We start from the raw sequence: 26,968 nt of genomic DNA, 5'->3' as shown, positions 1-26,968 counted from the left end.
ATTGGCTAAATGGTAAGGCGTAGCTACATTCCAATACAAGGTGTCCCAGTGCTTTACATATGTATTGGCAAATACGATGGGAAACGGTGGTAAATACCATGGTCGACTGGAAAATTTGATGACAGTAATCAGTTCTTATAAGTGCGGCATAAAAATATAGTTATTATTTATGAAGCAATTGATGAGATACTCTGTTTATATATATAACATTAATCTCATTTAAATTAACCCTTTTTACATAATCGTGTTAACAGAACAATTTTAAAAATAAAAAGAGGACCTGTTTAAAGCAGACCCTCCTTTTATCTATTGTTCAAAAACTTCTAAGTCAGATTTTCCAACCGAATATCTTATCAAAAACGACATTGTCTATATGAAACGAATACCTTAGTGGGGGGGAGAGCAAAAATCCCCCCTGAAGTGAAGTTTCACTTTATAGCGCCCTGCCTACACATATTCGTGGTATTCGTTTGGGTCCTGCCCTTCTACTCGACCGTCTTCTCCTTTATCCAATGAATCAATTTTTTTAATATCCTCAGGTGCTAATTCAAAGTTGGTACTATTGAAATTATCTTCTTGATGTACTTGATTACTTGATTTTGGTATAGAGAATACGCCGGCTAGATAATTCCAATTTAAAATGATCTCTGCCGGGGTCTTATCGTACTTATCCGCAATTTCTTTAATTGTAGCATTTTCCAGCACGTCATTCAGATATCCTCGACCAAAAGGGCTCCAAGCTTCAGTAAGAATGCCCCGTTTTTTATTTTCTTCCACCATACGGTTATTATTAAAATACGGATGACGCTCCACCTGGTTTGTAGCAGGTGTCACACCTGTTGCTTCGATAATGTCGTCCAGATGTTTAGGTTCAAAGTTTGAAACGCCAATCGTTCTGATTAACCCTTGTTTTTGAGCATCCACTAAAGCCTTCCAAGCTTCCACATACTTGCCGTCCTTAGGATTCGGCCAATGAATTAAATACTTATCAAAGTATTGTAATCCAGTGCGGCGTAGTGATTCTTGAATAAAGATAAATGCTCTATCATATTCATGGTAGGCGCCGGGCAATTTCGTACTGACTAAAATTTCTTCTCTGGGCAGTGCGGACCGACGCACCGCTTCACCGACAATTCCTTCATTATCATAGTTTGTTGACGTATCGATCAAGCGATATCCTATATTTAAGGCGTTTAAAATTTCAAACGTACCCTGATCCCCATTAATACCAATCGTGCCTAATCCTACAAAAGGAAGCACTGCACCATCATTTAGAGTAAAACCGTTATTATTTAAAGTCAAAATCTCATCTCCTTTAAAAATTTTGCAATGTAAGTTCAGAATGGAAATAGCTATTTCCATGATGTCCATAATTACAATACCCGAATAAAAAAATCCTACACTAAATGGAATTAATTGTAAGAAGTTGGAGACTTTTGTATGAGATTATTTATATAGATGACTAGACATATAGCCATGAAAAAAGAACCGAGAAAGCGCACCTTTGTACGTCTCTCGGTTCTTATTTTAATAATATTAATAACCTACTCTACCGTCACACTCTTAGCAAGGTTACGTGGTTTATCAACGTCACAGTCACGGTGTAGTGCTGCGTAGTAAGCCAACAACTGCATTGGCACAACACTTGCTAGTGGTGTTAGCAATTCATGTACATGCGGGATAACGAATGCGTCTGTATCCTGCTCTAGTCCCTTCATGCTGAATACCATCGTGTTTGCTCCACGAGCAGCTACTTCCTGCACGTTTCCGCGGATTGACAAGTTTACATTCTCCTGCGTTGCGATGGCAATAACAGGTGTTCCTTCTTCGATTAAAGCGATAGTACCATGCTTCAATTCTCCGCCGGCAAATCCTTCTGCTTGGATATAGGAGATTTCTTTTAGTTTCAGTGAACCTTCCTGACATACATGGTAGTCCGTGCTACGACCGATAAAGAATGCATTTCTCGTTGTGCCGAGGTTTTCTCGTACAAGTTCTTCAATAGCTTCTTTTTGATCTGTTAAAACTTCCATTGCGTTTGCAACAATTGCAAGCTCCTGCATTGGATCGAAGTCCAGCTCAAGTTCTTTTGCTTGTGCTGTATCTACTGCAAGAATTGCTAATACTGCAATTTGAGCAGTATATGCTTTTGTAGATGCTACCGCAATTTCAGGCCCTGCATATAAATTCAAAGTATAATCTGCTTCACGAGAAAGGGTGGATCCTGGCACATTTGTAATCGTTAGTGCTGGATGTCCCAATTCTTTAATTCTAACTAAAACGGCACGACTATCCGCTGTTTCACCACTTTGAGAAATAAAGACAAACAGTGGCTTTTCAGATAGTAATGGCATGTTATAAGAGAACTCACTAGCGATATGAACCTCAACCGGGATATTCGCAAGTTTTTCAATGAACTCTTTCCCAACAAGTCCTGCATGATAACTCGTACCTGCAGCAATGATATAAATGCGGTCACAAGCTTTCATTGCTTGGCGCACATCTGCATCAAGCTTCAGTTTGTTATCTTCTGTCTGGTATTCTTTAATGATTCGGCGCATTACGAAAGGTTGCTCATCAATTTCCTTTAACATGAAGTGAGGGTACGTCCCTTTTTCAATGTCACTTGCATCAATATGAGCTGTGTATGGGCTGCGTTCCACTACTGTGCCATCAAGCTTTTGTAGCTCGACACCGTCACGTTTAACAAGAACAATTTCTTTGTCATGGATTTCCACATACTGATTCGTAACCTTCAATGTCGCCATTGCATCACTTGCAACCACATTAAAGCCATCACCCAGACCTACAAGTAGTGGGCTTTTATTTTTAGACACATATAGTGTATCTTCATCTTCGTTATCAATTAGACCAATAGCATAAGAGCCTTTTAAAAGTTCCATTGCTTTACGGAATGCTTCGATAGTGCTACCAGTTTCAGCAAATAGCTTTTCTACAAGCTGTACAATTACTTCTGTATCTGTTTCACTAACAAAGTTTACATCCTGAAGGTATTCCTTTTTAATTTCTTGGTAGTTTTCAATAACACCATTATGAACAAGGGTAAATCTTCCAGACGTGCTACGATGTGGATGTGCATTATCTTCACTTGGCACTCCATGTGTCGCCCAGCGCGTATGGCCAATTCCCATTGTTGCATGAACAGAGTTATCTACGCGTTCACGAAGCGCAGCAATACGACCTTTTACTTTAAAAAGGTTAATTCCTTCATCATTTAGCACAGCAATTCCCGCTGAGTCATACCCGCGGTACTCTAGCTTCTCAAGTCCATTTAATAAAACGTCTTTTGTATCATTTTGTCCAATATATCCTACAATTCCACACATAATTAGTGGGCCTCCTTATACGTGAAAGGGGCAGACAAACAGACCAATATATTTTGTTATAGAGGAGCGTTTTACTGCCCCTTTCTCGTGTTTGTTGTATGTCATCCTGTTCCTTTTTCCTTTGTCCAATAAGTTACCTCACTGTTTTAAGAAAAAGCATAACGATTGGGATGTACAACCGGGAGGCATCCGCCGAAATATCGATAACCTCCGACCTCGTCAACTATTATTCCTCACCGTTCGGAAAATAGTCCTGGCGCTTTGTCGTTCCGTTTTATTTACCGTTGCTCCTTTCTGTTTCAAAATCTTCCCACTGAAAATGGGTACACCACATTTTAACCTTTCCATTAATTGAAAGTCAATCATTATTTATGGTGTGAGATATTGTATGTCTTCTCCTTTCTTCCTGTTCATAATGGCATGGCCGTTCGCCAAAACAGATTAAAGCACAACAATCGCCCAGTTGGCATAGGTATAAGTAAAAATGTGTAGGTAGGGAGATGGTAAAAATGAAGCACGGGGACGCGGATAAAATGCATATGGAGCAAAAGCCAATTTGACCAGCCGGGCTATGTAAATCAAATGCCGGCAGCACACACAGAAATTTATCCAATCAAGGCTGTGCCACAACCAACAGCTTATATGACACAGCTTGACCCAGTTTTTGTCCAGCATCTGAGTAGGCACCAAGGACAGCGGATGGCTTTGATGACAACAGCAGGAAGAATTGAAGGGTTAAATGCAGGAGTTGCAGTAGATCATATTCATCTAAATGTGGAAGACCGATCATTACACATACGGCTTTCCCAGATCATTTATTTTGAAGGGCCACTCGCATTCCTATCGGTAATGGCGGTCTACCAGAAGGGCTTATTGCCTTTATACAGGTGGAGCGTGCAGTATGGGGCGATCGTCCAAAGTAATACAGAAATGATAAGTGTTACCAGCCAAAACGGATTTGCTTCAATCGTTAGCATCCCATCAAAATATAAAGTAATGCCACTTAGCAGCAAGAAAAAGACTGTAGTTAATGCGGCATAAGCTGTCATGCCTCCAAAAAGATAAAGCAAATTGCGGTTTCTTCTAATTAAACCTTCTCGAACAGGGAAGCTTTTACGATCCCTGGTAGGTTTTTGCGTGCGCAGAATATACCAATTTTTCTGCTGTATGGCTAACTCCCAGCCATCCTTTTGGAGTGGTAGGGATAGTGGATTCTTCTCAGATCTTTCATAAGCAATATGGTAATGTACAATCGAGGAGGTTTCTTCCTTTTCAAATAAGAAAGAGCTAGTTACTGTTTGAATAGTGACCAATTGATAGCCATCTTGCGCCATACGGTCCAACCAGCTTTCCGTTTTCTTAATATCAAAGCTCCAGAACGGACGAAAGACTTTTTTCATAACCATCACCTCTCCCAGTCCTCTTTCTTTTATATTACTCAGAGAGATGGACAATTATGACAGCGTGGGTTGGAAGCGGGATGACTGGGCGGTGTGTAGGAGAGTGTTTCTGTTACCAAGAGCTATCCTATCGACCATGAGTGCTACCCTATCGACCAAGAATGCTGTTGAATCAGCCACAAGTGCTAGTCTATCGACCAAGAATACCGTTCAATCAACCACAAGTGCTAGCCTATCGACCAAGAATGCCGTTCAATCAACCATGAGTGCTTGCCTATCGACCAAGTATGCCGTTCAATCAACCACAAGTGCTAATCTATCGACCAAGTATGCCGTTCAATCAACCATGAGTGCTTGCCTATCGACCAAGTATGCCGTTCAATCAACCACAAGTGCTAGTCTATCGACCAAGAATGCCGTTCAATCAACCATGAGTGCTAGCCTATCGACCAAGAATGCCGTTCAATCAACCATGTAGCAACATAGTGTTCTTCTTTCACAAAAAAGCAGTACAAAGAGCTAGCCTTTGTACTGCTTTTGCATCCATATAATATTATTGATGCTTTTCTAGAAATTCGAGCATTCTGCTATATACGTTAATTTCATTTTCTTTTTTAGAGAAGCCATGTCCTTCGTCTTCTAGGACGAGGTATTCTACATCGCGCCCTTCTTCTTCAAGCTTGGCAACGATTTGGTCTGATTCTTCTTTTACTACTCGTGGATCTTTTGCACCTTGAATGACAAGCATTGGCTTTTTCATGCCGTCAAGGTACGTCACAGGAGAATCTTTTACAAAACGCTCTTTATCACGTTCTGGATCTCCAAGCCAGCGATCCATGATTGGCTTCCAGTGTGGTGGTACTGAATTCACGAAGGTGAATAGATCAGATGGTCCAAAGATATCAACAACTGCTTTGAAGTATTCAGGATGGCGTCCATGAAGCAACAGTGCCATGTAACCACCATAGCTCCCCCCAACAAGGAACAGTTTATCTTTGTCCGCATGATTGTTTTCGAACAGCCATTCAATACCAGCGACACAATCTAGGCGCGGTCCTTCTCCCCAATCCTGTTCCACTAGCTTCACAAACGAAGAGCCATAGCCAGTGCTTCCGCGGAAGTTCGGCGCAAAGATGGTATAACCGCGATTTAGGAAACATTGGAACATGGAGCGGAACATTTTTCGCTCAGATGCCTGTGGGCCACCATGTGGCCAGAAGATTGTATAGCCATTATCGTTCTCCGGCAGCGCTTTGAATAGCAACCCTTCAATTTCCATACCATCAAAGGATTTATAGGAGACGACATCTGGCTCTACCATATCTTCACTGTTGACACCAAGCACGCCGTTATTAGTCAACTGCTCCCAGTCGCTTCCATTTGTCGTTTTGAAGATATTTGGAGGCACCGTAGCACTTCTTCCCAATAGATAAACGTTACCTGATTTGGTTACTTGCAGCTTATCAATCACATCAATGGGTGTAGATAATGTTTCGACTTTATCAGACTCTAAATCATAGCGATAAAGGACATCAACAACACCTTTTTCGGTAGCGAGGTAGAAGCTATTGCTTTCTTTATGCCATTTCAACGTTTCTACGCTTTCCCCTTCTATACTAAAAACGCTAGAGAATGCTTTTTCTTTTATCTCATATTTCGCTACATAACTATATTCACTTTCATAGTCTGTTACAAAATAAATCGTGTTTTCATCAACGAAGACAGGATCGAATACAACATGTACTTTTTCCGGGTCTGGAGTTAAGTAGTTGATTTCCTCTCCTACTTTGACAAACCCCGTTACATACGTATTGGCAAAAGAACGAACATAAACAAATGCCTGTTCATCATCAGATACTGCAGCCAAATCGGTTGGGGAGGTTTCTCCTTCATTTAATAGGGTGTCCGTGTCGTCTTCCAGGTTACGTACACGTGCATTTAAAAAGGAAGGGTTACCCTCGGATGTCATATAATAAAGACGATTCCCATCATCACTTAAGTGTGCAAAGAAGTACTTTTCTTCAGCGTCACCCGTCACAAGTGGCTGTGGCAATCCACCAGTTGGAGGCAGGGCATATATCTGATGGTTTTCGTCTCCATCTTTATCATAACCCGCCAGGACATAGCGACCCTTTGGATCAAATTTCAAAAAGCTAATGGATTCATCATTATGTGCAAATAGGTAAGGGAAAGTATCTGGTAAATCCATTCCCCATACGTTCACTTTGCCATTTAAATTAGAGCTAAATAAAAGTTTTTGCTCGTCACTGCTTACTGTAAAATTCGTGATTGCATACGTTCTGAAAAATTGTTCCACTGTTGGTTTTGGAAATTGTTTCATCGTATTGCCCCCTTAAAATTTAGAAAATTGTCTTTCTTCCCATTATACCGTATTTATACTAGATACGGTAGGAATTGGATCATATTAATAGGTTAGCATGGTTTTAATCTGACAGGGACAGTCTCTGGATTGTTATGATCTCCGGCTGGAGACGGAGTTCATGTTTGTATTAATTTTCTTATATAAGCAATTTGGCCAATATGATATGCATTATGTGTAGTTGCATTTCCAACTAACTCCCACCATTTCGCCTTAACTGGAAACCCGTTTACATTGGTGTCTAGTTTTTGGTTATCAGAGAGTAATTCTTGCCAACTTAAAAGTACTCCAAGTAACTTTCCTTTTAATTTCTTAAAATCGTCACCATTTGTTATAAAAAAGCTTTCTGCATTATCCTCCACTGTTTCGATAACATGAAAATCCGCTTTTTCATACCGTTCTTGCCATACCTCGTTCCAATAAATGAGATGTTGGGTTATCTCCGCTATAGAGTGAGTTTGCTCGTTCGGCTTCCAAAAAGCTTCATCATCGGTTAGCCCCTCTACAACTTCTTGATAGCAAATATACCAGCTACGATCGTTTGCATTCGCTAATAACTGATCTTTTAATAGACTCCTTACATGCACCTTCACCAGCCTCCTTCGCTTATTTAATTAAACATTCAGATAATAAATCATAAAACGAAAGCCGCTCCTCACTAAGAAGCGGCTATTTCTATTATTGTTCTTCCATACCAAGAAGCTCTTCAATTAAATCAACAACACGTTTTACGTACTTCTCACATTCTTCCTTCGTTGGTGCTTCTACCATGACACGTACAAGTGGTTCTGTACCAGATGGTCTTACTAAGACACGACCATCCTCACCTAGTTCACGTTCCACTGCATCAATTTCACTCAAAATGCGAGCATTGGTTAATGCTTCATTCTTATCTGTTACGCGCACATTCTTAAGTACCTGTGGGAAAATAGCCATTTCTCCTGCGAGCTCAGAAAGCTTTTTGCCTGTTTCTTTCATCACGTTTACTAACTGAAGGGCAGAAAGCATACCATCTCCTGTTGTAATGTAATCAAGGAAAATGATGTGTCCTGACTGCTCCCCACCAAGGTTGTAGCCGCCTTTGCGCATCTCTTCCATTACATAACGGTCACCAACAGACGTTTTATCACTACGTAACCCATTTGCTTCCAAGGCTTTGTAGAAGCCAATGTTACTCATTACAGTTGAGACAACTGTGCTGTGTCGAAGGTTTCCCTTTTCTTTCAAATGCTTCGCACAAATGAACATAATTTGGTCACCATCGACGATATTTCCCTTTTCATCAACAGCAATTAGGCGATCTCCGTCCCCATCAAAGGCTAGTCCAATATCTGCACCTTTTTCCTGGACAAATTCTTGGAGTTTCTCTGGATGTGTAGAACCAAATCCGTCATTAATATTAAGACCGTCTGGAGACGAGCCAATTGAATGTATGTCTGCTTCAAGGTCAGCAAAAAGATGTGTTGCTAAACTAGATGTAGCGCCATGAGCACAATCAACAGCAACCTTCAGTCCGTCAAAATCATTGTCTACTGTATCCTTCAAGAAGGAGAGATATTTTTGTCCACCTTCAAAATAGTCATTTACTGTACCAACATCTGCTCCAACTGGTCGTGGAAGCTCATCTTCTTCCCCATCCATTAATGCTTCAATTTCATTTTCTTGGTCATCTGTTAGCTTAAAGCCATCTGGACCGAAAAATTTGATCCCATTATCTTCTACTGGGTTATGGGAAGCAGAGATCATGACACCAGCTTGTGAGCTTGTTGCTTTTGTTAAGTAAGCAACCCCAGGTGTGGAAATAACCCCTAGACGCATGACTTCTGCGCCGATAGAAAGCAGCCCCGCAAGCATAGCCCCTTCTAGCATGTGGCCGGAAATACGGGTGTCTCTCCCAATGATAATTTTTGGGCGTGGTGAATCTTTCGTTAAAACATGTCCGCCAAAACGTCCTAATTTAAAAGCAAGTTCTGGTGTAAGACCTTTGTTTGCAACTCCGCGAACACCATCTGTTCCAAAATATTTTCCCATATCGTTTCTCTCCTTTATTCCATATCTACAAAAAATGTGTAAACGTACGTTTTATTCCGTAATTTCAATAGTGGCTTGTTCAAATTCGGGTACTACTTCTACCCCTTCAGGTCCTTCAACCGAGATAGGGACTTCATGTTCTCCTGGCTCCAGGTCACTAAGATCGATGGAAAATCGGAAATCATCTGCAGTTATTCCATCTACGTCTTCCTGGCTACCACTGACTGTTACATTCATTTCTCCATTTTCAGGGTCAAGGAAGGCCGACTCAAGCTCGTCCCCTAATCCTTCAACCTCAATTGGAAGTGCCTCTATAGTTTTCGTTTGAGCTAGCTCCACAGCAACTTCAACAGTTTTATTATCCGATACATTTGCACCATCTGGTAACGAAATATTTGCTTCGATCGTGCCTGACTCAGTAATTTCGGATAAATCAATTTCCTCTGTATTAATTGTTTCAATGTTTTCTAGAACACTGCTTCTAGCAAACACTTCAACTTCTTCGACATTAGCAGAAATTGATGTAAGGGAATAGCCCTCAGGTAGTTCCCCATTTGTTTCAACACTTAGTGGAACAGTCTTACTTGGATTGTGAATGTCTGCTGAAACAACTACATTTTCCGGTTGTACGTTTACACTCAATGGATTACCTTGACTATCATATACGTTTACAGGTACTTCCCTTCTGTCTATCGAACGATCAAGCCCCGCTAAATCCACATAAACCTTCACAATCCCGATTCGGTCAATGACACTTTTAGCACTTGTGATGGTGACCGTACCTGGTTCTACTTCATAATCACCAAGCTCATAACCTTCAGCAAGTTTCCCTTCATTTAAGAAGTCTACCGCTACCTCAAATTCTTCTGTTGCTTTTTCTTCTATAACGACGTCAATTTGTTTCGGTTCAATATATGCATCTATATCAGGAGAAATCGTATGTTGAAGTTCTACTCTATGTTCTCCCGCTTCATACCCTTCCAAATCAACAAAAACCTTAAAATTACGATTGGTAAGAACTGGGGTTAAAATACCTGGTGACCCCTCCATGGTAACTTTCACACTTTCTGGTACACCGCTTACTACATATTTTTCTGAATCTATCTCTATTTCAACTGGTACATCACTTATTGTTTGAGCATCATCTGATTGACTCGGGAAAGTGGAATCTGATGCTGTAGGCCGATTTGTTTCAACATTAACAAAGATATAAAGCAAAACTGCTAATGCCAGAGCTATAACGCGAACAAACCATTTACTTCTGAACCAGTTATCCATTCTTTTTCCCCCTCCATTTCCAAGACTTCTTTTCAGAGGTTTTCAGATTTAAGGATAAATTATCTTTCAGCATAGTACGTAGCTCTTCTGCCTCAAGTTCCCTGTGAAGCTCGCCATTTTTCGTACACGATATATTTCCTGTCTCCTCAGACACAACAATGGTAAGCGCGTCGGTAACTTCACTAATTCCCATTGCCGCTCTATGCCTTGTCCCCAATTCCTTAGATATAAAAGGACTTTCGGATAATGGGAGATAACAGGCTGCTGCAACAATTTCTTCGGATTTAATAATGACCGCACCGTCATGTAATGGGGTATTTGGGGTGAAGATATTGGTTAACAGTTGATGTGTCAGCTTACCGCCAATTGGAATACCCGTTTCTGCATAATCACCAATCCCTGTCTCTCGTTCAATCGAGATAAGGGCACCAATACGGCGCTTTGCCATGTAAACACAGGAATGAATAATCGCATCTATATTCTGTTCAATAATCTCTTCTTCTGACCGGGATCCTCGCCCAAATATGTTTCCACGTCCTAATTGCTCCAACGCTCGGCGTAACTCAGGCTGGAACAGGATTATAATGACAATAAGCCCCCACCTGATCGCCTGGTTTGTTATCCATTGGATTGTCTGTAGTTCCAATACGATACTCAATAACCAGACAGCCAAAACTACAGCGATCCCTTTTAATAGCTGGATTGCCTTGGTGCCTCTGATTAACATGATCAGTTTGTATAATATATACCAGACAAGAGCAATGTCCACGCCAATTCTCAGGAGCTGTAAAAGATCGAATCCCCCATCAAGCATATGTATCCATCCTTTTGCACATCATTTTCGTTCCACCGTTCTATAGATAGTAACGTTACCTATTATAACATATTTTGCCTTCAGACATGTGTAGAAAGGTAAAACGATAATTAAGGAAAAATCTTGGCAATTCATTTTTTAGGAACGTATTTAAACAAATAAAAAAATCCCAAGTCCCTTTTCAAAAGACTTGAGATCGATATAATGATTTAAAACGCAAAGATACTTCTAAAAAAGTTTTTTAAATTATACCAAATCCATTCGAAGACCTGATCTACATGCTTTAATTCCCCATTTACATTCCCAACAGATGCCATTAACCCTTCACTTTCAATAGGGTTTTCAATAAGCTTGCCATTAATGAGGGTAACATTTCCGTCAATGGTTCCCTTAATCACAAGATTACCATTTTTCACTAAGAGGTCTCCCTCTACCGTTACATCTTCAGGCACAATCACCGTATCCCCTTTAATAACAAGGTTTTCCTGTTTGGAAACAACTAACTCACTATCCTGATTCCATGATGAAAATATACCGCTCATCATAAAAACTAGAAATATGGCAGCTGCAGTAATAATGGGATGCGCCTTGAACCAACGTCCGTATTTCAGACGCTTTTTCTCAGTTGGAAGTTTCTTCATTACATTAGCAGTAAAATTAGCAGGCGCTTCTATATTTTCCGTACTTTGAAGCAGTGTGATCGTCCGCTTCAACTCACGAAAATGCTTCTGACAGTCTTCACATTCTTCTAAGTGAAGACGCAGTTTCTTTTCTTCTTCGTTGGATAAATCGCCGTCCAAATACTGATGCATCAGTTTGGAGGCTTCATGATTACAATCCAAGTGAACCACACTCCTTTACACGTGACGAAGCCTTTTCCGTAAAGCTTCTCTCCCTCGATGGATCCGGGTCTTCACAGTTCCTAATGGAATATCCAGAATATCGCTAATTTCTTGTAGGGAGAATTCTTCCAAATAACGCAACATAATTATACTGCGATATTTCGGAGGAAGCTCTGAAATCTCTTGATGTATATAGCGCTGTAATTCCATACTCTCCACTTCTTCGCCAGGCAAACGGCCTTGATCAGCCATCTGTGAGTACATGTTTAATCCTTCCGTCCCTTTAATCTCCGCATCTAGATAATAATCCGGCTTCCGTTTACGAATGCGGTCAATCGTTAGATTTGTTGCAATTCGATAGAGCCAAGTGGAAAATTTCCGTTTTTCATCAAAAGAATGGATGTTAACATATGCCCGAATAAAAGCTTCCTGTGCTATATCCTCCGCCTCGTGTGCATTACCAAGCATTCGATAGCAATGCTGATAGATTTTGCTTTGAAAAAATGAGACGATATCCTCAAAGGCGGATTGGTCCCCTTTTTTCACTTTTTTTATTTTCTCTCTTATAAATTGTTCCATACAAGTACCTCCGCCAATCATGCGGTATTTATCATACGTTTACTATGTAGAAAAGGTTTCATAAAAAATAAAAAAACTTTTTAGGTTTATCGTTCTAAGAAGATGGGTAGTTTCTTACTATATATTATACTAAATAGGAGGAAAGTTTTGTGAGTAATTCAACACTTTTACAAAAAATTGAACAATGTCGCGAAGAAATGCTTACTTTAAGCAGATCTCACGCCTTAACTTCAGAAGCTGTTGTAACCTCCAGTGTAAAACTAGACCAACTAATTAACGAATATCAAAACAACAAATAATTGTAAGTATGGTCACTATATACATCAAGATGTTAATCATAAATTGAAAAAGACATTAACACCCCTAAGGGCATTAAATGTCTTTTTTGTTTTTATTTTAACTTTTCACCAAACAAGGAACCCATCAATGCGACAGCTGTAGTGGCAGTTTTATTTTTCTCATCTAAAATCGGATTAACCTCGACAAATTCCGCTGAAGTGATGCATTCCGCTTCTGCGAGCATTTCCATTGCCAAATGACTCTCCCGATAGGACAATCCACCAATCACAGGTGTTCCGACTCCGGGAGCCTCTGAAGGATCCAATCCATCCAAATCAAGGCTAAGATGCACTCCATCTGTCTTTTCCTTTAAGTATTGTATTGCCTTTTCCATAACAGCAGGCATCCCCATGCGATCGATCTCATGCATCGAAAACACCTTAATCCCTTTTTCTTTTATTAATGCCTTTTCACCAGGGTCCAGTGATCTTGCCCCAATGATGACAATGTTCTCTGGTTTTATCTTAGGTGTGTATGCAGCAATATTGGTTAACCTATCGTGGCCAATACCTAGGCTTATAGCAAGCGGCATGCCATGTATATTTCCTGATGGTGAGGTGTCCTCTGAATTTAAATCGCCGTGTGCGTCGTACCAAATGACTCCCAGGTTCTCATAATGCTTTGATATTCCAGCAAGACTGCCAATTGCAATACTATGGTCACCACCAAATACTAACGGAAAATTGCCAGTTTGGATTTCTTTATCAACCATCTCGGAAAGCTTTTCATTCGCTTCAATTACTTGATCGAGATTTTTTAAATTGTTCTCTGTATTTATTGCTTGCTCCATGGATGGCCTGTTTATTGGAATATCCCCTAAATCATGTACCTTTATATCCAGTTCCTCCAGCTTTTCAATTGCCCCAGCATAGCGCAGAGCACTCGGCCCCATATCAACCCCACGTCGACTTTGCCCAAGATCCATAGGAACCCCAATAATCGAAATATCTTTTTTCATGTAAGCGCCTCCTCTACCTCTATTGTAGCCAAAAACCAAGGGATGACTCAACTCCACATTTGCATGAATATATATACAGAAAATTTAGGTTAAAGTGATTCGGCTAGTGTAGAGTGGGTTGATTGCATGGGGCTTTTGGTCGATTGAGAGTGCAGAGTGGTTGATTGCGTTGCGCTTTTGGTCGATTGAGAGTGTGGAGTGATTGATTGGGTAGCTTTTTGGGTCGATTGGGAGTGCAGAATGGTTGATTGGATAGCATTATTGGTCGATTGAGAGTGCGATATGGTCGATTAAATGGCGCTTTTAGTCGATTGGGAGTACGACGTGATTGATCGCGTGGCGCTTATGGTCGATTGGGAAAGCGGCGTTGTTAATTGGAAGGCTATAACACATTTAAATGAACGACAAAAAAAGACAACTACATCAAATGTAGCTGTCTCAAGAATCGCTTATACTCGCGCCAACCGTGGAAGGCTTAATGGACAATGGCGTAATGCCTGCTTTTTCCCATGCCTTCATTAGTGCATCGGCTTTTTCCATTGATGGCATAAACGCAATTCCGCAATCGCCACCTCCAGCTCCTGACGATTTACCTGCGCCGCCATGAGCCTCCGCTAAATCACATAAGGTGCGAAGCAAGGGTGTTTCAATGGCTACGTTTGCCTGTCTTCCAACCTCGGATAGTGCTGTTCTGTTTTGTTTTACACCCGCCAACAATAAGTCAACATCTTCTTGTTGCATGCCTTTTAGAAACGTAGATACTGCTTTTTCACTAGCATCAAGAAAGTTTTGGTAAGCATTGGGGTTACTGTCTTTAAGCAACATCAACTCATCTACCAGTTTGGCAGTAGAAGCGGGTTTCCCCGTCCATCCCACACAGACGTATACTGTGTCGGGCATGTTTACTGGCTTTAGCGAAAGATACTTCCAATCCTGTTTTACCAATTCACTTAAATTGCTCGTTTGTTTATATGCATCTTTTAGCCAATCCGCCTGAAATGATACATATTGTAAAAAGCCCCCATATGCTGAGGCAGCAACATCCGCTCCAGAACCATTTCCTTGAACATTCACATGTGCCAGTGATGAAAGCTTAAACAATAGTTCTTGTTTATATGTAGGTAAATATTTTTTTAAAATAGCAGTAATAACAGAGGTTACGACCGCAGCGCTTGAACCCAAACCATATTTTATACCGGAGGCATCATCTAGCTCACTTTTAACCGAAATGGCAAAAGACCTTGGCTTAATATTCTGCTCATGAAGATAGGCCATTGCTATACGCATGGCCTCTTGTACAAATACTGTTTTTGGATTATCCGTGTGTATTATAAGGCTCCCTTTTTCGAAGTCCCACTTAAGGTCCTCCAATTGAAAGTCATGAAGTGACACACGATTCTGCTCGCTCTCTTCAATGGTGGTGTATACATAACGATTAACCGCCATTACCACTAATTGGTGATATGGTTCCAAAACGGCAAATTCGCCCGCTATCATTAACTTCCCAGGTACCTTTATTGTCATCGGTGTATGTGGCAATGGATTTCATCCCTTACAGATAGGTTACTCCCTGCCCAGGTCGGCTTAATCGAATATCGGCAACACCTGGAATGTTTCGGAGTGTCTTTTCAATTACTTCCTCGTTTTCCGGTAAGTATAAAACTTTCACGTTAGGTCCTGCATCAATTGTAAAATAGGCAGGTATCCCTTTTTCGCGCAAATCTCTCACCATTTGCATGACAGTCATTGTCGTATCATGCCAATATGTAAATGGCGGGTTAGCACCAAGTGTGGTCGCATGCATTTTCAGACAGTTTGCCTCCGCCACTTCTCCCACCTTTTGAAAGTCCCGTTCTTTAATTCCCTCTTTAATCTGGCTCATATCAGTAGGAATGCTATTAAGCCAGCCTTGATAAAATGGGGAAGTTTCTACAGTGCGTTTCATTCCAGCCCGGCTCGAAACTTTTTTCGCAGTGGATGACAAAACAACTGCTGCAACTCGCAGATCCCAGTGCTCTGCTGGGGCGATAGGAACCGCATACGAATCACTTCCATCTTCCTCTGCTCCCATTTCCCATTCGGCAAACCCTCCATAAATCGACCGGCAGGCTGAGCCTGAGCCTTGTCGAGTCAATGCAGAAAGTTCTCTATCTGACATGTCTAGCCCAATCGCTTTTGTACCAGCCGCTGCCAATGCAGCAAAACCAGAGGCAGATGAAGCAAATCCTGCAGCTGTCGGAACTTCATTTGTAGAATCGACCGTTGCATACAAAGACTTCCCTGCCTGTTGTCGAATAAGGTCAAGAAATCCAGATACACGTCTATGTTGTTCCCCTTCCACAACACGTTCATTTAAAATGAATTTGTCTTGAGTATACTCCTCCGAAAAATGTACGGATGTAGTGGTATAAAAGCCATCCAGCGTTAAAGAAAGTGAGCTGTTGGTTGGTAGTATTATGGATTCGTTTCGTTTTCCCCAATATTTAATCAAGGCAATATTTGTATGTGCCTTAGCTGTTGCCTTCATAATAGGTCCCCTTTTTCACTATTTCTTATGGTGCCTTTTGAGCACGAATGGCCATACAGCATGTGCACCAAATTTCCTTAATTTCTCAGCAAGCAATCTTGAATGTACTTCATTTTGAGCAAGGGCAATAATACAGCCGCCGTTGCCGCCGCCTGTCAACTTCGCTCCAAGAGCACCTTCTTCACGTGCAAATTCAATAAGCTTGTTTAAACCTGTAGTACTAACTCCTAAGGCTTCTAATTCTTTCTGTGCCTCGTTCAGCATTTGTCCAAGCAAATGCTTCCCTCTTTTCTCCAACGCATCCTTAGCCTGATGGGTTAACTCTCCGATGCGGTCAAGTTTCCGCTGGATTTTACGTGGAGCTACGCGAAGTAAATGTGCTACAGATTCTACTGCCATTCTTGTATCTCCAATGCTGCCTGAATCGGCAACAACGAAATGAAAATCATCATTTAACTCAATAAATTCCGTAGGGTTATCCTTTTCATACCATACAGGTAATTCAGAAGTTATCGTTAACGTATCAATGCCACTAGGCGCTCCGTGCGCAAACGTTTCTGCAATGTTTGCAAGCTTAAGAAGCTCCTCATCTGTGTGATCAATACTTGCATATGCAAATAATGATCGAATAACAGAGATCGCGACAGATGCACTAGAACCAAGCCCTTTTCCAGGAGGGACCGAGGATTTAATCCGAATTAACAGATCTGCTTCCGGCATTTCAAGGTATTCAAGGGTTCCACTAATACAACTGGCAATTCCTTGCAAGGATTCAGGAGCTAAATCCAGGGGTCCATGATAAAACGTGCTATCAATCACGACCGGCCCTGGCTCGTGTTCTACTATAGATTCTACACCTACCAGAGGAAACGGGATAGCGATAGCGGGTTGTCCGTGTACAACTGCATGCTCCCCAATTAGAATCAGTTTACTATGAGCTATTCCTATAGCTGTTTGTTCTGTAGTTGTAGCTTTTTCTGCACTCATTTTTTAATTTGTTCCACCAATTCTTTAGCTTTTCCGACACGGATTTCGTTTAGTTCCACTAACTTTCCTGCAACGATATCAATCATCTCCCCAGAAGCCCCTGCCGCTATTGCAACAGAGCGAGAATGTAATGCCATATGTCCTTTTTGAATACCATCTGTTACTAACGCTTTAAGCGCTCCAAGGTTTTGCGCTAATCCAACAGCAACAATGACCTGAGCCAATTCTTGCGCGGATTCAACGTTCAATATATCTTGCGCTACCTTAGCAATAGGATGCACACGTATAGCGCCACCTACAGTGCCGACTGACATAGGCAATTCTAGTTCACCAACTAGGTTTCCCTCACTGTCGGTAGACCATGTAGTCATGGAGCTATATTGTCCTGTTCTTGCTGCATAGGCATGTGCCCCAGCCTCAACTGCACGCCAATCATTACCAGTAGCAATTACGATAGGGTCAATTCCATTCATAATTCCTTTATTATGCGTAACCGCACGATAAGGGTCTGAAGCTGCAAACTCGTACGCATGCACAACACCATCTCGTACTTCTTCACCGGAAAAGTCACCTGATTGAAGTAAGTTGGCAGGAATGACACAGCGCGCCCGCGCAAGACATCTATCTGCATAATTAGAAAGAATTCTCAAGTAAACCTTCCCATTTGTTAACGACTCGACAGTAGGTGCTAATGACTCCACCATAGTATTAATTATATTCGCACCCATCGCGTCACATGTATTTACATACAAATGCACGACGAGCATTTTACCATAAGCCGAATCAGACGCCTCGTTTAAGATCCTTACTTCCAGATCCTCAGCTCCCCCGCCTCTAGCAACCAGGCTTGGATAAGCAGCGTTAGCATCCTCAATAAGTGAGTCCTTTTCAGCTAGTATGGATGCCTTAGCAGCATTCAAATCAGGAGCACCCACTACTTGAATTTGCCCGATCATTACTCTTTCCGTGGCTTCCGTAGTGAATCCCCCGGCTTCTCGAACGATCTTAGCAATATAACTGGCTGACGCAACCACAGATGGTTCTTCAATAGCCATTGGTACTACATATTCTTTCCCATTTATTAAGAAGTTCAATCCTACTCCTAAAGGAAGAGGGTATGTTCCAATCACATTTTCAATCATTTTATCTGCGGTTTCAGTAGAGAGCGGTTCATTGAAAGTTGCTGTGTCATTCGCAGAAAGGTGTTGGGCATCTTGCAATAACTCTCTGCGTTCTGCAACCGTCTTATTGTAGAAGCCTGGGATCCGGGAAGTTTTCATACGTCTTCATCCTTTTGTATACAATAATTATATATATATAAACTTCGTATCAATCTTGTTAATAAAGTCTTAAATCTAATTTATTATAACACGTTTGGCATCTATATTTCCTTAAATAAAATCACTGTAACTATTATGTAAAAAAACGTGGTAAAATGCAAATAAACAAGGTTGTTTATCAATAAAAACGACCCTGTTTATCTACAATTACCATATTCATGTTGTACACTATCGTTAATTAAAATGATGAGCCATGAAGGATTCGAACCTTCGACCCTCTGATTAAAAGTCAGATGCTCTACCAACTGAGCTAATGGCTCGTAATGATTAAAATGCTTCCTTAATAGAAAGTTGTGTTGTCATTTGTGTGCTCGTCGTGTTGCAAGAAAAACGATGAAGTCGCACTCCTCGCAAGCCTGCACATGGTAGCATACTCGGTGATGCTAGCGGCTTGCTCTACCAACTGAGCTAATGGCTCGTGTGAAAAGTTCATTTTGTTTCAAAAAAAAAGGCCTTAAAATAAAAAAATGGCTGGGCTACCAGGATTCGAACCTGGGATACACGGGATCAAAACCCGATGCCTTACCGCTTGGCTATAGCCCAACAATATAAAAATGGTGGAGGGGGGCAGATTCGAACTGCCGAACCCTGAGGGAGCGGATTTACAGTCCGCCGCGTTTAGCCACTTCGCTACCCCTCCGTATTGTTAACTATAAACTAATTATTATACATAAAAAGAAAAAATGGTGCCGGCCAGAGGACTTGAACCCCCAACCTACTGATTACAAGTCAGTTGCTCTACCAGTTGAGCTAGGCCGGCATAGAAATTTAAGTTGGTTTATCTCACTATATATGCCAAGACATAATAATGGTGGAGGATGCAGGGCTCGAACCTGCGACCCCCTGCTTGTAAGGCAGGTGCTCTCCCAGCTGAGCTAATCCTCCATCAAGGCATGGTTTAATAAAATTTGGTGACCCGTACGGGATTCGAACCCGTGTTACCGCCGTGAAAGGGCGGTGTCTTAACCGCTTGACCAACGGGCCTAGGAATTAATGAGATCGTGATTTGAAAGTAATTCGACAATTTGTTACATATCTCTCAAACCAACGAATTTTATTATAGCTTTTTCTTTTCACTTTGTAAAGAGGAAAATATAATTTTTTTATCTTTTTTTCATTTGCTTCAAAATATGTTGAAACAACAACGTTCCACCCGACATATTTAGCAGAATGCTAGTGGTCTTTAGTCCATTTCCAACAAAACGTTCTAAAGAACTATCTTGTTTTTAACCGCTAGAGTTACTCAACATACTTTCTAATTGTAATTCAATTAGGTTATAATATAGAAGATCATTATAATGGAGGTATTTTTCATGTCTAATTTAATGCAAGGCAAGAATGTAGTCGTCATGGGTGTTGCAAGCGAACGAAGTATTGCCTGGGGAATAACAAAGTCATTACATAACGCAGGAGCAAACCTGATTTTCACTAACAGACAGGAACGTTCTTATCAAAAACTAACAAAGTTATTAGAGAAAAATGATATAGAGCCAAAATTAATTGTATCATGCGATGTTGCAAGTGATGAAAGTATTACAGGTGCATTTGATGAGATAAAGGAGAAAGTTGGCGTCATTCACGGCGTGGTTCATTCCGTAGCGTTCGCCAAGCGTGAGGAACTAAAAGGAGAGTATGCTGATACATCACGTGAGGGTTTCTTACTAGCACAGGAAATTAGTGCATTTTCTCTAGCCGCTGTGACAAAAGCTGCTAAACCGCTTATGACTGAAGGTGGTAGTATTGTTACACAGACCTATCTTGGAGCAGAAAGAGTAATTCAAAACTACAACGTGATGGGCGTTGCCAAAGCTTCCTTAGAAGCAAGCATGCGTTACTTAGCAGAAGATGTTGGAAAGTATGGAATCCGTGTAAATGCCATTTCAGCTGGTCCAATTAGGACTTTATCTGCAAAAGGTGTCGGCGGCTTTAACGAAAAACTTGGTATTATCGAAGAAAAAGCTCCACTACGCAGAAATGTGGATCAGGATCAGGTTGGAGACGCTACTTTATTCTTCCTAAGTGACCTGGCTAGAGGGGTTACTGGAGAAGTCATGCACGTAGATTCCGGATACCATATTATCGGAGGATAATAAGATAGAACAGAAGACGCTTGTTTGCATATCATCTTGCAAAAAAGCGTCTTTTATTTTAGGGGGGATGTTATATGTATGATGCTTTCTTTTCTGTTGAAGGAAACACATTTATTTCATTTCATACATCTCATCTTATTATGTTATTTATTTATCTAATAGGCTTTATACTACTTATTCTTTTTAGCACATTAAAAACACGATCTAGCTATGGCCGGATTTATACCATGATAAAATGGATCCTTTTCATTCTATTAGTAATGTCAGAGGTTAGCTATCAAGTCTGGTCAGCAACTAGTGGAATCTGGATCTTAAGTGAATATATTCCCTTGCATCTATGCGGTATTGCCAGTATTACGGCAGCCATAGCTCTCTTACTTCAGAACAAAAAGCTTGCCACTTTAACTTTCTATATCGGATTTCTTCCAGCCCTACTAGCGTTAATTACACCAGAGTTACCTTATGATTTTCCACATTTCCGTTACTGGAAATTCTTTTTGCATCACATAGCCATATCTTGGGCGAGCCTGTTTTTAATTCTCACAAGTTCAATCTCTTTAAAGTACAGCTCTATGCTCAAAAGCTATGGTTTACTACTCATCTACGCTGCATTTGTTGGATTTATCATCAATCCAGCTTTGGATTCTAATTACCTTTACCTTCGAGACACACCATTATCAAACACACCTTTAGACTATTTCGGTGATGGTATGCTATATTATGTAAATTTATGCCTAGTCGCACTTGCTGTCTTTTCGATCCAATGGGGACTCGTTCGCTTCTTTAAAAAGGCCTAGAATTTCTTGTTTTACGGGGACTCATTCAAGTCCAGCCAAGATAACATTTCCGCTATTATAGAATTGATTTTCTGGTCAATAACTTCTTCACCATACTTTTCTTTAGCACGCGTAATATTTTTCAACACCTCTTCGTTTAAGTCAATAACCGGATTATCCTTCTCAAGCTCGTTGAACAGTTCTATCATTGCCTCGTTTCCTTCTTGTATACGGTCTATTGCATCACTATATTTCTGATAATCCTTTTCGTTAGCTTTCATTTTTTCATCACCTCTTTCTAGCTTAACCAAAAACAGGTAATTTCATTTGATTTGGGAGGGGAAAATCCCCCCCTCCCTTGCTTTATCTGGTATAGTATCTTACATAATTAGGGTTAGCCGTGATATACAAGCCACTTTTTATTTGATACATATACCCACCGTCTACCGGGAACCTGTCCCGAATAACGGTAAACACTTCTCCACGATTTACAACCACGGCACGATCATTCCAATCAGCAGTATTGTACGTCCAAAGAGAGTCTGTCACGATTTCGACGTATCCCTGACCAGTTCCACCACCATCCTTCTTTACCAATCCAAGATAAGAGGCAATTGAATCAGCTAGTGCTTTTCCGGTATTATCCATGACCCCATTGTTGCGCATTTTTACAATATCAATCGTAGAATCCATAAACCCACCTTCAATAAGGATGGATGGCATATTTGATTCTCGTAACATATGAAAGTTTGCCGACTTGACTCCACGATCCCGTAATCCCATCGCTGTTACGATGCTCGGGTGTATAGCTTGAGCTAGGGTATTACCAGAAGAGGATCCAGGATAATGATACGTCTCGGTACCCGTCCATGTTCCCCACTGTCCTGTGTTAGCATTATGATGATAGGATACCAAGATATCAGCATTAGCGTTGTTTGCTTTATTCGTTCTCGTTGTTAACGGAACGTCTGTGTTTCCTGTTGGATCATCCAACCTCACGATAGTAGCGTTCTCGTAGCCTCCAAGGTAGTTAATAGCAGCCGAAACTACCTTATTGTTAAAGCTCCATTCTCTTTCTCCTGCAGGTGTTCTCTTTCCCGGTGTGTTAATTCCATGTCCTGCTCCAATTGCAATAATAGCCATAATAAATCTCCTCCTTGATATTTTATATTAGAAAAACGGCTTGCCCGTGTGGACTAGCCGTTTGACTACTTTGCCAAATGATATTTTTTTAGTACTAGTTTTTGCTGTTCACCTTTTGCTGTAAGGTAATTATTTTTGAACCATGACCACACAGAGACAGAGAAACATAACAAGTATGCTATCGTTTGCTCATCCAACACGGGAATCGGCTGTAAGTTATAGTGATTGAGCAGCACATTCGACCAAGATATTACAAGGGCGATGGTGCGTACGACCGTTCCTCTATCCATTACATCACCTCCCTCTTTTTATTTCATATACCAAACGTCAACAGAAAAAATAGAATTTGACATACAAACGCCCCAATCATAGAGATTAGGGCGATTCCCAAATGCCTTGAGCTAGTCTGAATGGAAGTGATTTTACTATTGTTCTCGGTAGAACGATAGTTTGCCTCGTCTGCAATTTTCTTTGTCTTGGCGAGTGTTTCTTTAATATCTTCTATTTGATCTATTTTTCCATTTAACTCCGCCAACGACACCTTCACCTCCGTAAGCACTGTCATAAATTCCTTCAAATTTTCCTGTTCCTTTTGATTTAGCATTCCCAACCTCCCTTCAAGACGTAGTAGTGTCCTTTTCTTTTCATTTGTTAAAATGAAAACGTCTTTACCTAGCAATGTTTTGCTTAGGAAAGACGCTAAAAAGGAATAGGATCTCTAACAGGAACGTTTGTTCTATTCCTGTTAATCCGATTATACATCCCTCTTGTTATTCTTGTCATCTACTGAGCAGAGTGTGTAAAGTGTGAAATTTTCCGAACGATCTCATCCTTCACATGATAGACCTGCCTTCTTGATAAACCCATATGCTGGCTAATCGCACTGATTGTCATTCCATCTAACATACATTCTAAAATAGCCATTTCCCTGGGATCTTCAATGACTTCCATTCTTTCTTGGATATATAGTATCTTTTTCTCCAATTTCATGATCCATCCACTCTTCTTCTCCCTACGCAATACTTCTTGTCCAACAGGATCACTAACGGTTCCTTTTGCTTTAGGAAGGGTTGACTCTATACCAGAAGAGGCAACTAGCTTTAAACCTATCTCTTCCTCAAGCACATCGCGCTGCCTTTTAATTTCTTTAATCATCCAATGATAGTCTTTCAATGTGCGCTCAATCTGTTTTTCTTTCATTAAACCCCGCCCCCTTTTCAAATAATAATTGTGCATACTTACTTCTCTTAATAGGAGAGAGAACCCCACTTTGCTTATCCTTTCTTATGTCACTGACAACCCATCTAACAGCATTCAACTTTTTGTTCATAGATTTACCCCCTGTTATTATAAAACATGATAAAATACAATAGAACGTGTGTTCTTATATTATATTTCTAAAACAGAAATGTAAAGAGGACTTTAGGGCTAAAAATAATAATTTGTTTCACTAATAGAAACTATGTTAGGATATAGAGGTATAGGAAAGGGTTGTTCACGGTGAATTTAGGGGAAAGAATTGTCCAATTGCGAGAGAGACAAAGGTGGAGTCAACGAGAACTTGCCAAACGCGTTGAATTAAATGTGAGTGTTATGAATCGTATTGAGCTAGGGGAAAGGCCTGTTAAAGATCACGAGCTTAGCCGTATAGCAACAATCCTCGAAGTAACTACTGACTATCTTCTTGGGAGATCAGAGAATCCTTCCATGTCTGAAAAACAAGAATTTGAAGCATTTCGGAATGATCCTTCTCTCGAGAGGTGGTATAAAACGTTACCACAAAATAGTGAAGAAGATTTGCGCAGGTTAAAAAGAATTTGGGAAGCATTCAAGGAAGAGTAAGTTATCTTACTAAAGACTCTTTGCCGGTTGTTAGGTGTACAAATAATGGTACACCTCTTTTTATAACTTAAATACGAACATACATTCTTTTTCAAGGAGGCATTACTATGTTTTACACTAGGACAGAAAAATTTGTTAAGGACCTTTTACTATCTTTCAATATAAGAAAGCCTGCAGACTTAGGTATTGATAAAGTAGCGGATGCTCTTCAAGTAACGGTACATTTATGGGAGTTTGGAAGTGAAGCAATATGTAGGAATGGGAAATACATTATCTTCTTAAATGAGCAAAAGAATGAAAGAGTTCAGTGGCAAGAATTCACCCATGAAGTTGGACATATTATGTGGCATGTAGGAAGGCAAGAGCTATTACCACCCAGCTTTATTGAGTTACAGGAATGGCAGGCAAACTACTTCAGCTGCCACCTTTGCATCCCCACCTTTATGTTGGAAGACAATACTTTGAAAATGACACCGTATAAGCTCATGGAATTATTTAATGTAGAGTATGCATTTGCTTGTAAGCGTATGGAGATGTTGGAGAATAAAAGGGGACTTTGCAGAAGTAACCTTTATTGATTGTAGAGGGCCGAAATCGTCTAGATAAATAAAAGGCCTTTACTCGAGTTGTGTAAAGACCTTTCCTCTAAGAGAATTAGTATAGTTTACTGTGGCTTAAACATGCTCATATATAAAATGAAGACAATTATTTTGTACATTATGGCCTAAAAGGGATCATGGTTTTCGAGTATGAGATACTTTTTCATCATAATTGTCTATTTTATAAAAAAGGCTCGCTATAATATAGATAAAAAGGAAAATAAAGAAATCATACATTGTCGGCCAACCTCTTGGGTTATAAAACCCGATGGCATCAAATAAATTCATCCCACCAAACGCTGCGATACCTGCAAAAATTATTCCTTTGATAAACAAACTAACTCTCGGTCCAACTTGTAAAACAAACATAACTGCAACAGGAGCTAATGACAAATGATAAGGCAGAAACAAGACTGGAGATATAGGTAGGAATTTCATAGGATAGGACCAAAGGCCATAAGACATTGCAATAAGATCAATTAATAGGGACAGAATGATGGTAATGAACCCAGCCAATAGAAGACGACCAGTATTTTTCTTATCCCTGAACAAGATCCATATAAACCAGGGAAAAATAAATAAGCCTATACCTAACCACCATTGCCAAGTAAATAAAAAAGCGTTAAATATTGCATCTGTCATCATCTGGTTAACTTCAACTAATTGGTCATATGCTCTGTCTGTTTGTTTTAACCCTTGTTCGACGGTCATTTAGTTCCCACCTAACCTTTTTGTTACTTATTGTCTACGTCCCTACTACCTTTATTCATTAGAAACAAGACTTTTATTTAATATAGAAGGAAACTTACATAGTTAAGATTGAAATACTTTAGTATATGAAACGATTGAAGAATCACTATGATAGAAAATTTACATATGCCCTTATAAGTTTGATGGTCTATATACGGATGTATAGGTTGTTAAGTTAATAAAAGAAAAAATCCTCACTCTCAAACTTCGAGGGCTTTTCTTTTTATATCTTCGGCTGAAAAATATATAAGTAAACAAAAAAGGCTTTTACTTGAAAGAAGTAAAAGCCTTATATATCGAGGGGTTTAGATAAGCTTCCAAGCGGATTCGAACCGCTGACCCCTTCCTTACCATGGAAGTGCTCTACCTGCTGAGCTATGGAAGCAGACATAAAAATGGCTCCACAGGTAGGATTCGAACCTACGACCGATCGGTTAACAGCCGATTGCTCTACCACTGAGCTACTGTGGAATAATAATAAATTACTATAACAATCTTATTATGTACATGGTGACAGATTATTATACGAAATATATAAAAAAATAGGCCTGGCGGCGTCCTACTCTTGCAGGGGCAAAGCCCCAACTACCATCGGCGCTGGAGAACTTAACTTCTGTGTTCGGCATGAGAACAGGTGTGACCTCTCCGCTATTACTACCAGACCTAATTCATATAGGTCATTTGGTGTTTCTCATAGAAAGAAAATGAATCACTTCAAACTTCCTTGATAACTGACCATATTATATGCATTTTTCAAAGAAAATGCAAGGGGTTTTTATTTATACCCTAAAAACTAAATAAGAGTAAACAACGAATCATAGAAAATGTTAGTTAAGTCCTCGATCTATTAGTATCCGTCAGCTCCACGTGTCACCACGCTTCCACCTCGGACCTATCAACCTCATCGTCTCTGAGGGATCTTACTCACTCGAAGTGATGGGAAGTC

Annotated in this window: 27 protein-coding genes, 8 tRNA genes, 2 rRNA genes and 1 pseudogene; 6 read left to right on the top strand and 32 right to left on the bottom strand. The window is 40.4% G+C overall.

The window, feature by feature from the left end; translation table 11 throughout:
* Positions 1–447: 447 nt before the first annotated feature.
* Together ACTWPF_RS16945 and glmS are read right to left on the bottom strand one after the other, a co-directional pair.
* Positions 448–1,302 (bottom strand): aldo/keto reductase, encoded by an 855-nt coding sequence (locus ACTWPF_RS16945; protein ID WP_443149895.1) that lies wholly within the window; start codon positions 1,300–1,302, stop codon positions 448–450.
* A gap of 242 nt (positions 1,303–1,544) precedes the next feature.
* Entirely contained in the window at positions 1,545–3,347 is a 1,803-nt protein-coding gene (gene glmS, locus ACTWPF_RS16940; protein WP_443149894.1) for a glutamine--fructose-6-phosphate transaminase (isomerizing), read from the bottom strand.
* Positions 3,348–3,929: 582 nt separating this feature from the next.
* On the opposite strand from glmS, the pseudogene ACTWPF_RS16935 reads away from it, so the two are divergent.
* A pseudogene (locus ACTWPF_RS16935) lies at positions 3,930–4,154 on the top strand (DUF2642 domain-containing protein); the annotation flags it as partial.
* Between the two features lie 50 nt (positions 4,155–4,204).
* Here ACTWPF_RS16935 and ACTWPF_RS16930 read toward each other — a convergent pair.
* The 8 genes from ACTWPF_RS16930 to sigW form a co-directional block, all read right to left on the bottom strand.
* Positions 4,205–4,747: a DUF2812 domain-containing protein gene (locus ACTWPF_RS16930; RefSeq protein ID WP_159033177.1), complete on the bottom strand. Its 543-nt coding sequence runs from the start codon at positions 4,745–4,747 to the stop codon at positions 4,205–4,207.
* Between the two features lie 553 nt (positions 4,748–5,300).
* The gene (locus ACTWPF_RS16925; protein WP_443149893.1) at positions 5,301–7,088 is read right to left on the bottom strand and encodes a S9 family peptidase; all 1,788 of its coding nucleotides are present in this window, start codon (positions 7,086–7,088) and stop codon (positions 5,301–5,303) included.
* A gap of 158 nt (positions 7,089–7,246) precedes the next feature.
* Positions 7,247–7,714, bottom strand: a complete 468-nt coding sequence (locus ACTWPF_RS16920; RefSeq protein ID WP_443149892.1) for a DinB family protein — start codon at positions 7,712–7,714, stop codon at positions 7,247–7,249.
* Positions 7,715–7,805: 91 nt separating this feature from the next.
* Positions 7,806–9,158, bottom strand: coding sequence for a phosphoglucosamine mutase (glmM, locus tag ACTWPF_RS16915; protein WP_106895468.1), 1,353 nt, complete (start codon positions 9,156–9,158; stop codon positions 7,806–7,808).
* A gap of 51 nt (positions 9,159–9,209) precedes the next feature.
* Positions 9,210–10,436: a CdaR family protein gene (locus tag ACTWPF_RS16910; protein WP_443149891.1), complete on the bottom strand. Its 1,227-nt coding sequence runs from the start codon at positions 10,434–10,436 to the stop codon at positions 9,210–9,212.
* The gene (gene cdaA / locus ACTWPF_RS16905; RefSeq protein ID WP_443149890.1) at positions 10,429–11,250 is read right to left on the bottom strand and encodes a diadenylate cyclase CdaA; all 822 of its coding nucleotides are present in this window, start codon (positions 11,248–11,250) and stop codon (positions 10,429–10,431) included. Before cdaA ends, ACTWPF_RS16910 begins: the two co-directional genes overlap by 8 nt.
* A gap of 209 nt (positions 11,251–11,459) precedes the next feature.
* A complete protein-coding gene (gene rsiW, locus ACTWPF_RS16900) occupies positions 11,460–12,092 on the bottom strand; it encodes an anti-sigma-W factor RsiW (RefSeq protein WP_106895465.1) in 633 nt (210 codons plus the stop codon).
* Positions 12,093–12,107: 15 nt separating this feature from the next.
* Complete coding sequence (gene sigW, locus ACTWPF_RS16895) at positions 12,108–12,671, bottom strand: RNA polymerase sigma factor SigW (protein WP_106895464.1); 564 nt, start codon at positions 12,669–12,671, stop codon at positions 12,108–12,110.
* Between the two features lie 149 nt (positions 12,672–12,820).
* Between sigW and ACTWPF_RS16890 the strand changes: the two genes are divergently transcribed.
* Positions 12,821–12,970: an aspartyl-phosphate phosphatase Spo0E family protein gene (locus ACTWPF_RS16890; protein ID WP_106895463.1), complete on the top strand. Its 150-nt coding sequence runs from the start codon at positions 12,821–12,823 to the stop codon at positions 12,968–12,970.
* Between the two features lie 92 nt (positions 12,971–13,062).
* Here the strand turns inward: ACTWPF_RS16890 and rocF are convergent, their stop codons facing one another.
* From rocF to ACTWPF_RS16835, 11 genes are all read right to left on the bottom strand, one after another.
* On the bottom strand, positions 13,063–13,968 hold the full coding sequence (gene rocF / locus ACTWPF_RS16885) for an arginase (protein WP_106895462.1): 906 nt from the start codon (positions 13,966–13,968) through the stop codon (positions 13,063–13,065).
* 438 nt (positions 13,969–14,406) lie between these two features.
* Positions 14,407–15,507, bottom strand: coding sequence for a phosphomevalonate kinase (locus ACTWPF_RS16880; protein ID WP_443149889.1), 1,101 nt, complete (start codon positions 15,505–15,507; stop codon positions 14,407–14,409).
* A 13-nt stretch (positions 15,508–15,520) separates the two neighbouring features.
* A complete protein-coding gene (gene mvaD, locus ACTWPF_RS16875; protein ID WP_161463973.1) occupies positions 15,521–16,495 on the bottom strand; it encodes a diphosphomevalonate decarboxylase in 975 nt (324 codons plus the stop codon).
* Between the two features lie 18 nt (positions 16,496–16,513).
* On the bottom strand, positions 16,514–17,482 hold the full coding sequence (gene mvk / locus ACTWPF_RS16870) for a mevalonate kinase (protein WP_036576824.1): 969 nt from the start codon (positions 17,480–17,482) through the stop codon (positions 16,514–16,516).
* Complete coding sequence (locus tag ACTWPF_RS16865) at positions 17,479–18,762, bottom strand: hydroxymethylglutaryl-CoA reductase, degradative (protein WP_106895459.1); 1,284 nt, start codon at positions 18,760–18,762, stop codon at positions 17,479–17,481. The genes mvk and ACTWPF_RS16865 overlap by 4 nt, the downstream gene beginning before the upstream one ends.
* A gap of 247 nt (positions 18,763–19,009) precedes the next feature.
* A tRNA-Lys gene (locus ACTWPF_RS16860) sits at positions 19,010–19,082 on the bottom strand.
* 208 nt (positions 19,083–19,290) lie between these two features.
* Positions 19,291–19,365, bottom strand: a tRNA-Gln gene (locus ACTWPF_RS16855).
* 12 nt (positions 19,366–19,377) lie between these two features.
* A tRNA-Tyr gene (locus tag ACTWPF_RS16850) sits at positions 19,378–19,462 on the bottom strand.
* Between the two features lie 44 nt (positions 19,463–19,506).
* A tRNA-Thr gene (locus tag ACTWPF_RS16845) sits at positions 19,507–19,582 on the bottom strand.
* A gap of 49 nt (positions 19,583–19,631) precedes the next feature.
* Positions 19,632–19,707, bottom strand: a tRNA-Val gene (locus ACTWPF_RS16840).
* Between the two features lie 24 nt (positions 19,708–19,731).
* Positions 19,732–19,806, bottom strand: a tRNA-Glu gene (locus tag ACTWPF_RS16835).
* 329 nt (positions 19,807–20,135) lie between these two features.
* Between ACTWPF_RS16835 and fabI the strand changes: the two genes are divergently transcribed.
* Entirely contained in the window at positions 20,136–20,912 is a 777-nt protein-coding gene (fabI, locus tag ACTWPF_RS16830) for an enoyl-ACP reductase FabI (RefSeq protein WP_106895458.1), read from the top strand.
* A gap of 74 nt (positions 20,913–20,986) precedes the next feature.
* Positions 20,987–21,709, top strand: a complete 723-nt coding sequence (locus tag ACTWPF_RS16825) for a YwaF family protein (protein WP_443149888.1) — start codon at positions 20,987–20,989, stop codon at positions 21,707–21,709.
* Between the two features lie 11 nt (positions 21,710–21,720).
* On the opposite strand, the gene ACTWPF_RS16820 is transcribed toward ACTWPF_RS16825, so the two are convergent.
* From ACTWPF_RS16820 to ACTWPF_RS16795, 6 genes are all read right to left on the bottom strand, one after another.
* Positions 21,721–21,969: an atypical membrane-integrating protein (Mistic protein) gene (locus ACTWPF_RS16820; RefSeq protein ID WP_106895456.1), complete on the bottom strand. Its 249-nt coding sequence runs from the start codon at positions 21,967–21,969 to the stop codon at positions 21,721–21,723.
* Between the two features lie 82 nt (positions 21,970–22,051).
* A complete protein-coding gene (locus tag ACTWPF_RS16815; protein WP_443149887.1) occupies positions 22,052–22,831 on the bottom strand; it encodes an N-acetylmuramoyl-L-alanine amidase in 780 nt (259 codons plus the stop codon).
* Between the two features lie 65 nt (positions 22,832–22,896).
* Positions 22,897–23,121 carry a phage holin gene (locus ACTWPF_RS16810; protein WP_036576810.1) on the bottom strand — a complete coding sequence of 75 codons (225 nt, stop codon included), beginning with the start codon at positions 23,119–23,121 and terminating at the stop codon, positions 22,897–22,899.
* Between the two features lie 23 nt (positions 23,122–23,144).
* Positions 23,145–23,435: a hypothetical protein gene (locus ACTWPF_RS16805; protein WP_036576808.1), complete on the bottom strand. Its 291-nt coding sequence runs from the start codon at positions 23,433–23,435 to the stop codon at positions 23,145–23,147.
* A gap of 179 nt (positions 23,436–23,614) precedes the next feature.
* The gene (locus tag ACTWPF_RS16800; RefSeq protein ID WP_443149886.1) at positions 23,615–24,031 is read right to left on the bottom strand and encodes a helix-turn-helix domain-containing protein; all 417 of its coding nucleotides are present in this window, start codon (positions 24,029–24,031) and stop codon (positions 23,615–23,617) included.
* Positions 24,012–24,161 carry a hypothetical protein gene (locus ACTWPF_RS16795; RefSeq protein WP_238022176.1) on the bottom strand — a complete coding sequence of 50 codons (150 nt, stop codon included), beginning with the start codon at positions 24,159–24,161 and terminating at the stop codon, positions 24,012–24,014. The genes ACTWPF_RS16800 and ACTWPF_RS16795 overlap by 20 nt, the downstream gene beginning before the upstream one ends.
* 170 nt (positions 24,162–24,331) lie before the next feature.
* On the opposite strand from ACTWPF_RS16795, the gene ACTWPF_RS16790 reads away from it, so the two are divergent.
* Both ACTWPF_RS16790 and ACTWPF_RS16785 read left to right on the top strand, forming a co-directional pair.
* Positions 24,332–24,673 (top strand): helix-turn-helix domain-containing protein, encoded by a 342-nt coding sequence (locus tag ACTWPF_RS16790; protein ID WP_058949195.1) that lies wholly within the window; start codon positions 24,332–24,334, stop codon positions 24,671–24,673.
* Positions 24,674–24,780: 107 nt separating this feature from the next.
* Positions 24,781–25,251 (top strand): ImmA/IrrE family metallo-endopeptidase, encoded by a 471-nt coding sequence (locus tag ACTWPF_RS16785; RefSeq protein ID WP_443149885.1) that lies wholly within the window; start codon positions 24,781–24,783, stop codon positions 25,249–25,251.
* A 156-nt stretch (positions 25,252–25,407) separates the two neighbouring features.
* On the opposite strand, the gene ACTWPF_RS16780 is transcribed toward ACTWPF_RS16785, so the two are convergent.
* The 5 genes from ACTWPF_RS16780 to ACTWPF_RS16760 all read right to left on the bottom strand — a co-directional run.
* Positions 25,408–25,983: a CBO0543 family protein gene (locus ACTWPF_RS16780; RefSeq protein WP_443149884.1), complete on the bottom strand. Its 576-nt coding sequence runs from the start codon at positions 25,981–25,983 to the stop codon at positions 25,408–25,410.
* A gap of 351 nt (positions 25,984–26,334) precedes the next feature.
* Positions 26,335–26,407, bottom strand: a tRNA-Thr gene (locus ACTWPF_RS16775).
* 11 nt (positions 26,408–26,418) lie between these two features.
* Positions 26,419–26,493, bottom strand: a tRNA-Asn gene (locus ACTWPF_RS16770).
* 75 nt (positions 26,494–26,568) lie between these two features.
* Positions 26,569–26,684 (bottom strand): 5S ribosomal RNA (gene rrf, locus ACTWPF_RS16765).
* A gap of 165 nt (positions 26,685–26,849) precedes the next feature.
* Positions 26,850–26,968, bottom strand: a 23S ribosomal RNA gene (locus ACTWPF_RS16760); the annotation flags it as partial.

It is taken from the genome of Oceanobacillus sp. M65 (assembly GCF_052246275.1).
In the GTDB taxonomy this organism is placed as follows: Bacteria; Bacillota; Bacilli; order Bacillales; family Amphibacillaceae; genus Oceanobacillus_B; species Oceanobacillus_B jordanicus.
The sequence above is the reverse complement of the archived record's forward strand: the minus strand, read 5'-3'. Positions and strand labels throughout refer to the sequence as shown.

Excerpts from the sequence above, each read along its gene's own strand:
- glmS (WP_443149894.1), bottom strand. The coding sequence starts at position 3,347 with ATGTGTGGAATTGTAGGATATATTGGACAAAATGATACAAAAGACGTT.
- ACTWPF_RS16930 (WP_159033177.1), bottom strand. The coding sequence starts at position 4,747 with ATGAAAAAAGTCTTTCGTCCGTTCTGGAGCTTTGATATTAAGAAAACG.
- ACTWPF_RS16925 (WP_443149893.1), bottom strand. The coding sequence starts at position 7,088 with ATGAAACAATTTCCAAAACCAACAGTGGAACAATTTTTCAGAACGTAT.
- glmM (WP_106895468.1), bottom strand. The coding sequence starts at position 9,158 with ATGGGAAAATATTTTGGAACAGATGGTGTTCGCGGAGTTGCAAACAAA.
- ACTWPF_RS16910 (WP_443149891.1), bottom strand. The coding sequence starts at position 10,436 with ATGGATAACTGGTTCAGAAGTAAATGGTTTGTTCGCGTTATAGCTCTG.
- cdaA (WP_443149890.1), bottom strand. The coding sequence starts at position 11,250 with ATGCTTGATGGGGGATTCGATCTTTTACAGCTCCTGAGAATTGGCGTG.
- sigW (WP_106895464.1), bottom strand. The coding sequence starts at position 12,671 with ATGGAACAATTTATAAGAGAGAAAATAAAAAAAGTGAAAAAAGGGGAC.
- rocF (WP_106895462.1), bottom strand. The coding sequence starts at position 13,968 with ATGAAAAAAGATATTTCGATTATTGGGGTTCCTATGGATCTTGGGCAA.
- mvaD (WP_161463973.1), bottom strand. The coding sequence starts at position 16,495 with ATGAAGGCAACAGCTAAGGCACATACAAATATTGCCTTGATTAAATAT.
- mvk (WP_036576824.1), bottom strand. The coding sequence starts at position 17,482 with ATGAGTGCAGAAAAAGCTACAACTACAGAACAAACAGCTATAGGAATA.
- ACTWPF_RS16865 (WP_106895459.1), bottom strand. The coding sequence starts at position 18,762 with ATGAAAACTTCCCGGATCCCAGGCTTCTACAATAAGACGGTTGCAGAA.
- fabI (WP_106895458.1), top strand. The coding sequence starts at position 20,136 with ATGTCTAATTTAATGCAAGGCAAGAATGTAGTCGTCATGGGTGTTGCA.
- ACTWPF_RS16825 (WP_443149888.1), top strand. The coding sequence starts at position 20,987 with ATGTATGATGCTTTCTTTTCTGTTGAAGGAAACACATTTATTTCATTT.
- ACTWPF_RS16820 (WP_106895456.1), bottom strand. The coding sequence starts at position 21,969 with ATGAAAGCTAACGAAAAGGATTATCAGAAATATAGTGATGCAATAGAC.
- ACTWPF_RS16815 (WP_443149887.1), bottom strand. The coding sequence starts at position 22,831 with ATGGCTATTATTGCAATTGGAGCAGGACATGGAATTAACACACCGGGA.
- ACTWPF_RS16810 (WP_036576810.1), bottom strand. The coding sequence starts at position 23,121 with ATGGATAGAGGAACGGTCGTACGCACCATCGCCCTTGTAATATCTTGG.
- ACTWPF_RS16805 (WP_036576808.1), bottom strand. The coding sequence starts at position 23,435 with ATGCTAAATCAAAAGGAACAGGAAAATTTGAAGGAATTTATGACAGTG.
- ACTWPF_RS16800 (WP_443149886.1), bottom strand. The coding sequence starts at position 24,031 with ATGAAAGAAAAACAGATTGAGCGCACATTGAAAGACTATCATTGGATG.
- ACTWPF_RS16795 (WP_238022176.1), bottom strand. The coding sequence starts at position 24,161 with ATGAACAAAAAGTTGAATGCTGTTAGATGGGTTGTCAGTGACATAAGA.
- ACTWPF_RS16785 (WP_443149885.1), top strand. The coding sequence starts at position 24,781 with ATGTTTTACACTAGGACAGAAAAATTTGTTAAGGACCTTTTACTATCT.
- ACTWPF_RS16780 (WP_443149884.1), bottom strand. The coding sequence starts at position 25,983 with ATGACCGTCGAACAAGGGTTAAAACAAACAGACAGAGCATATGACCAA.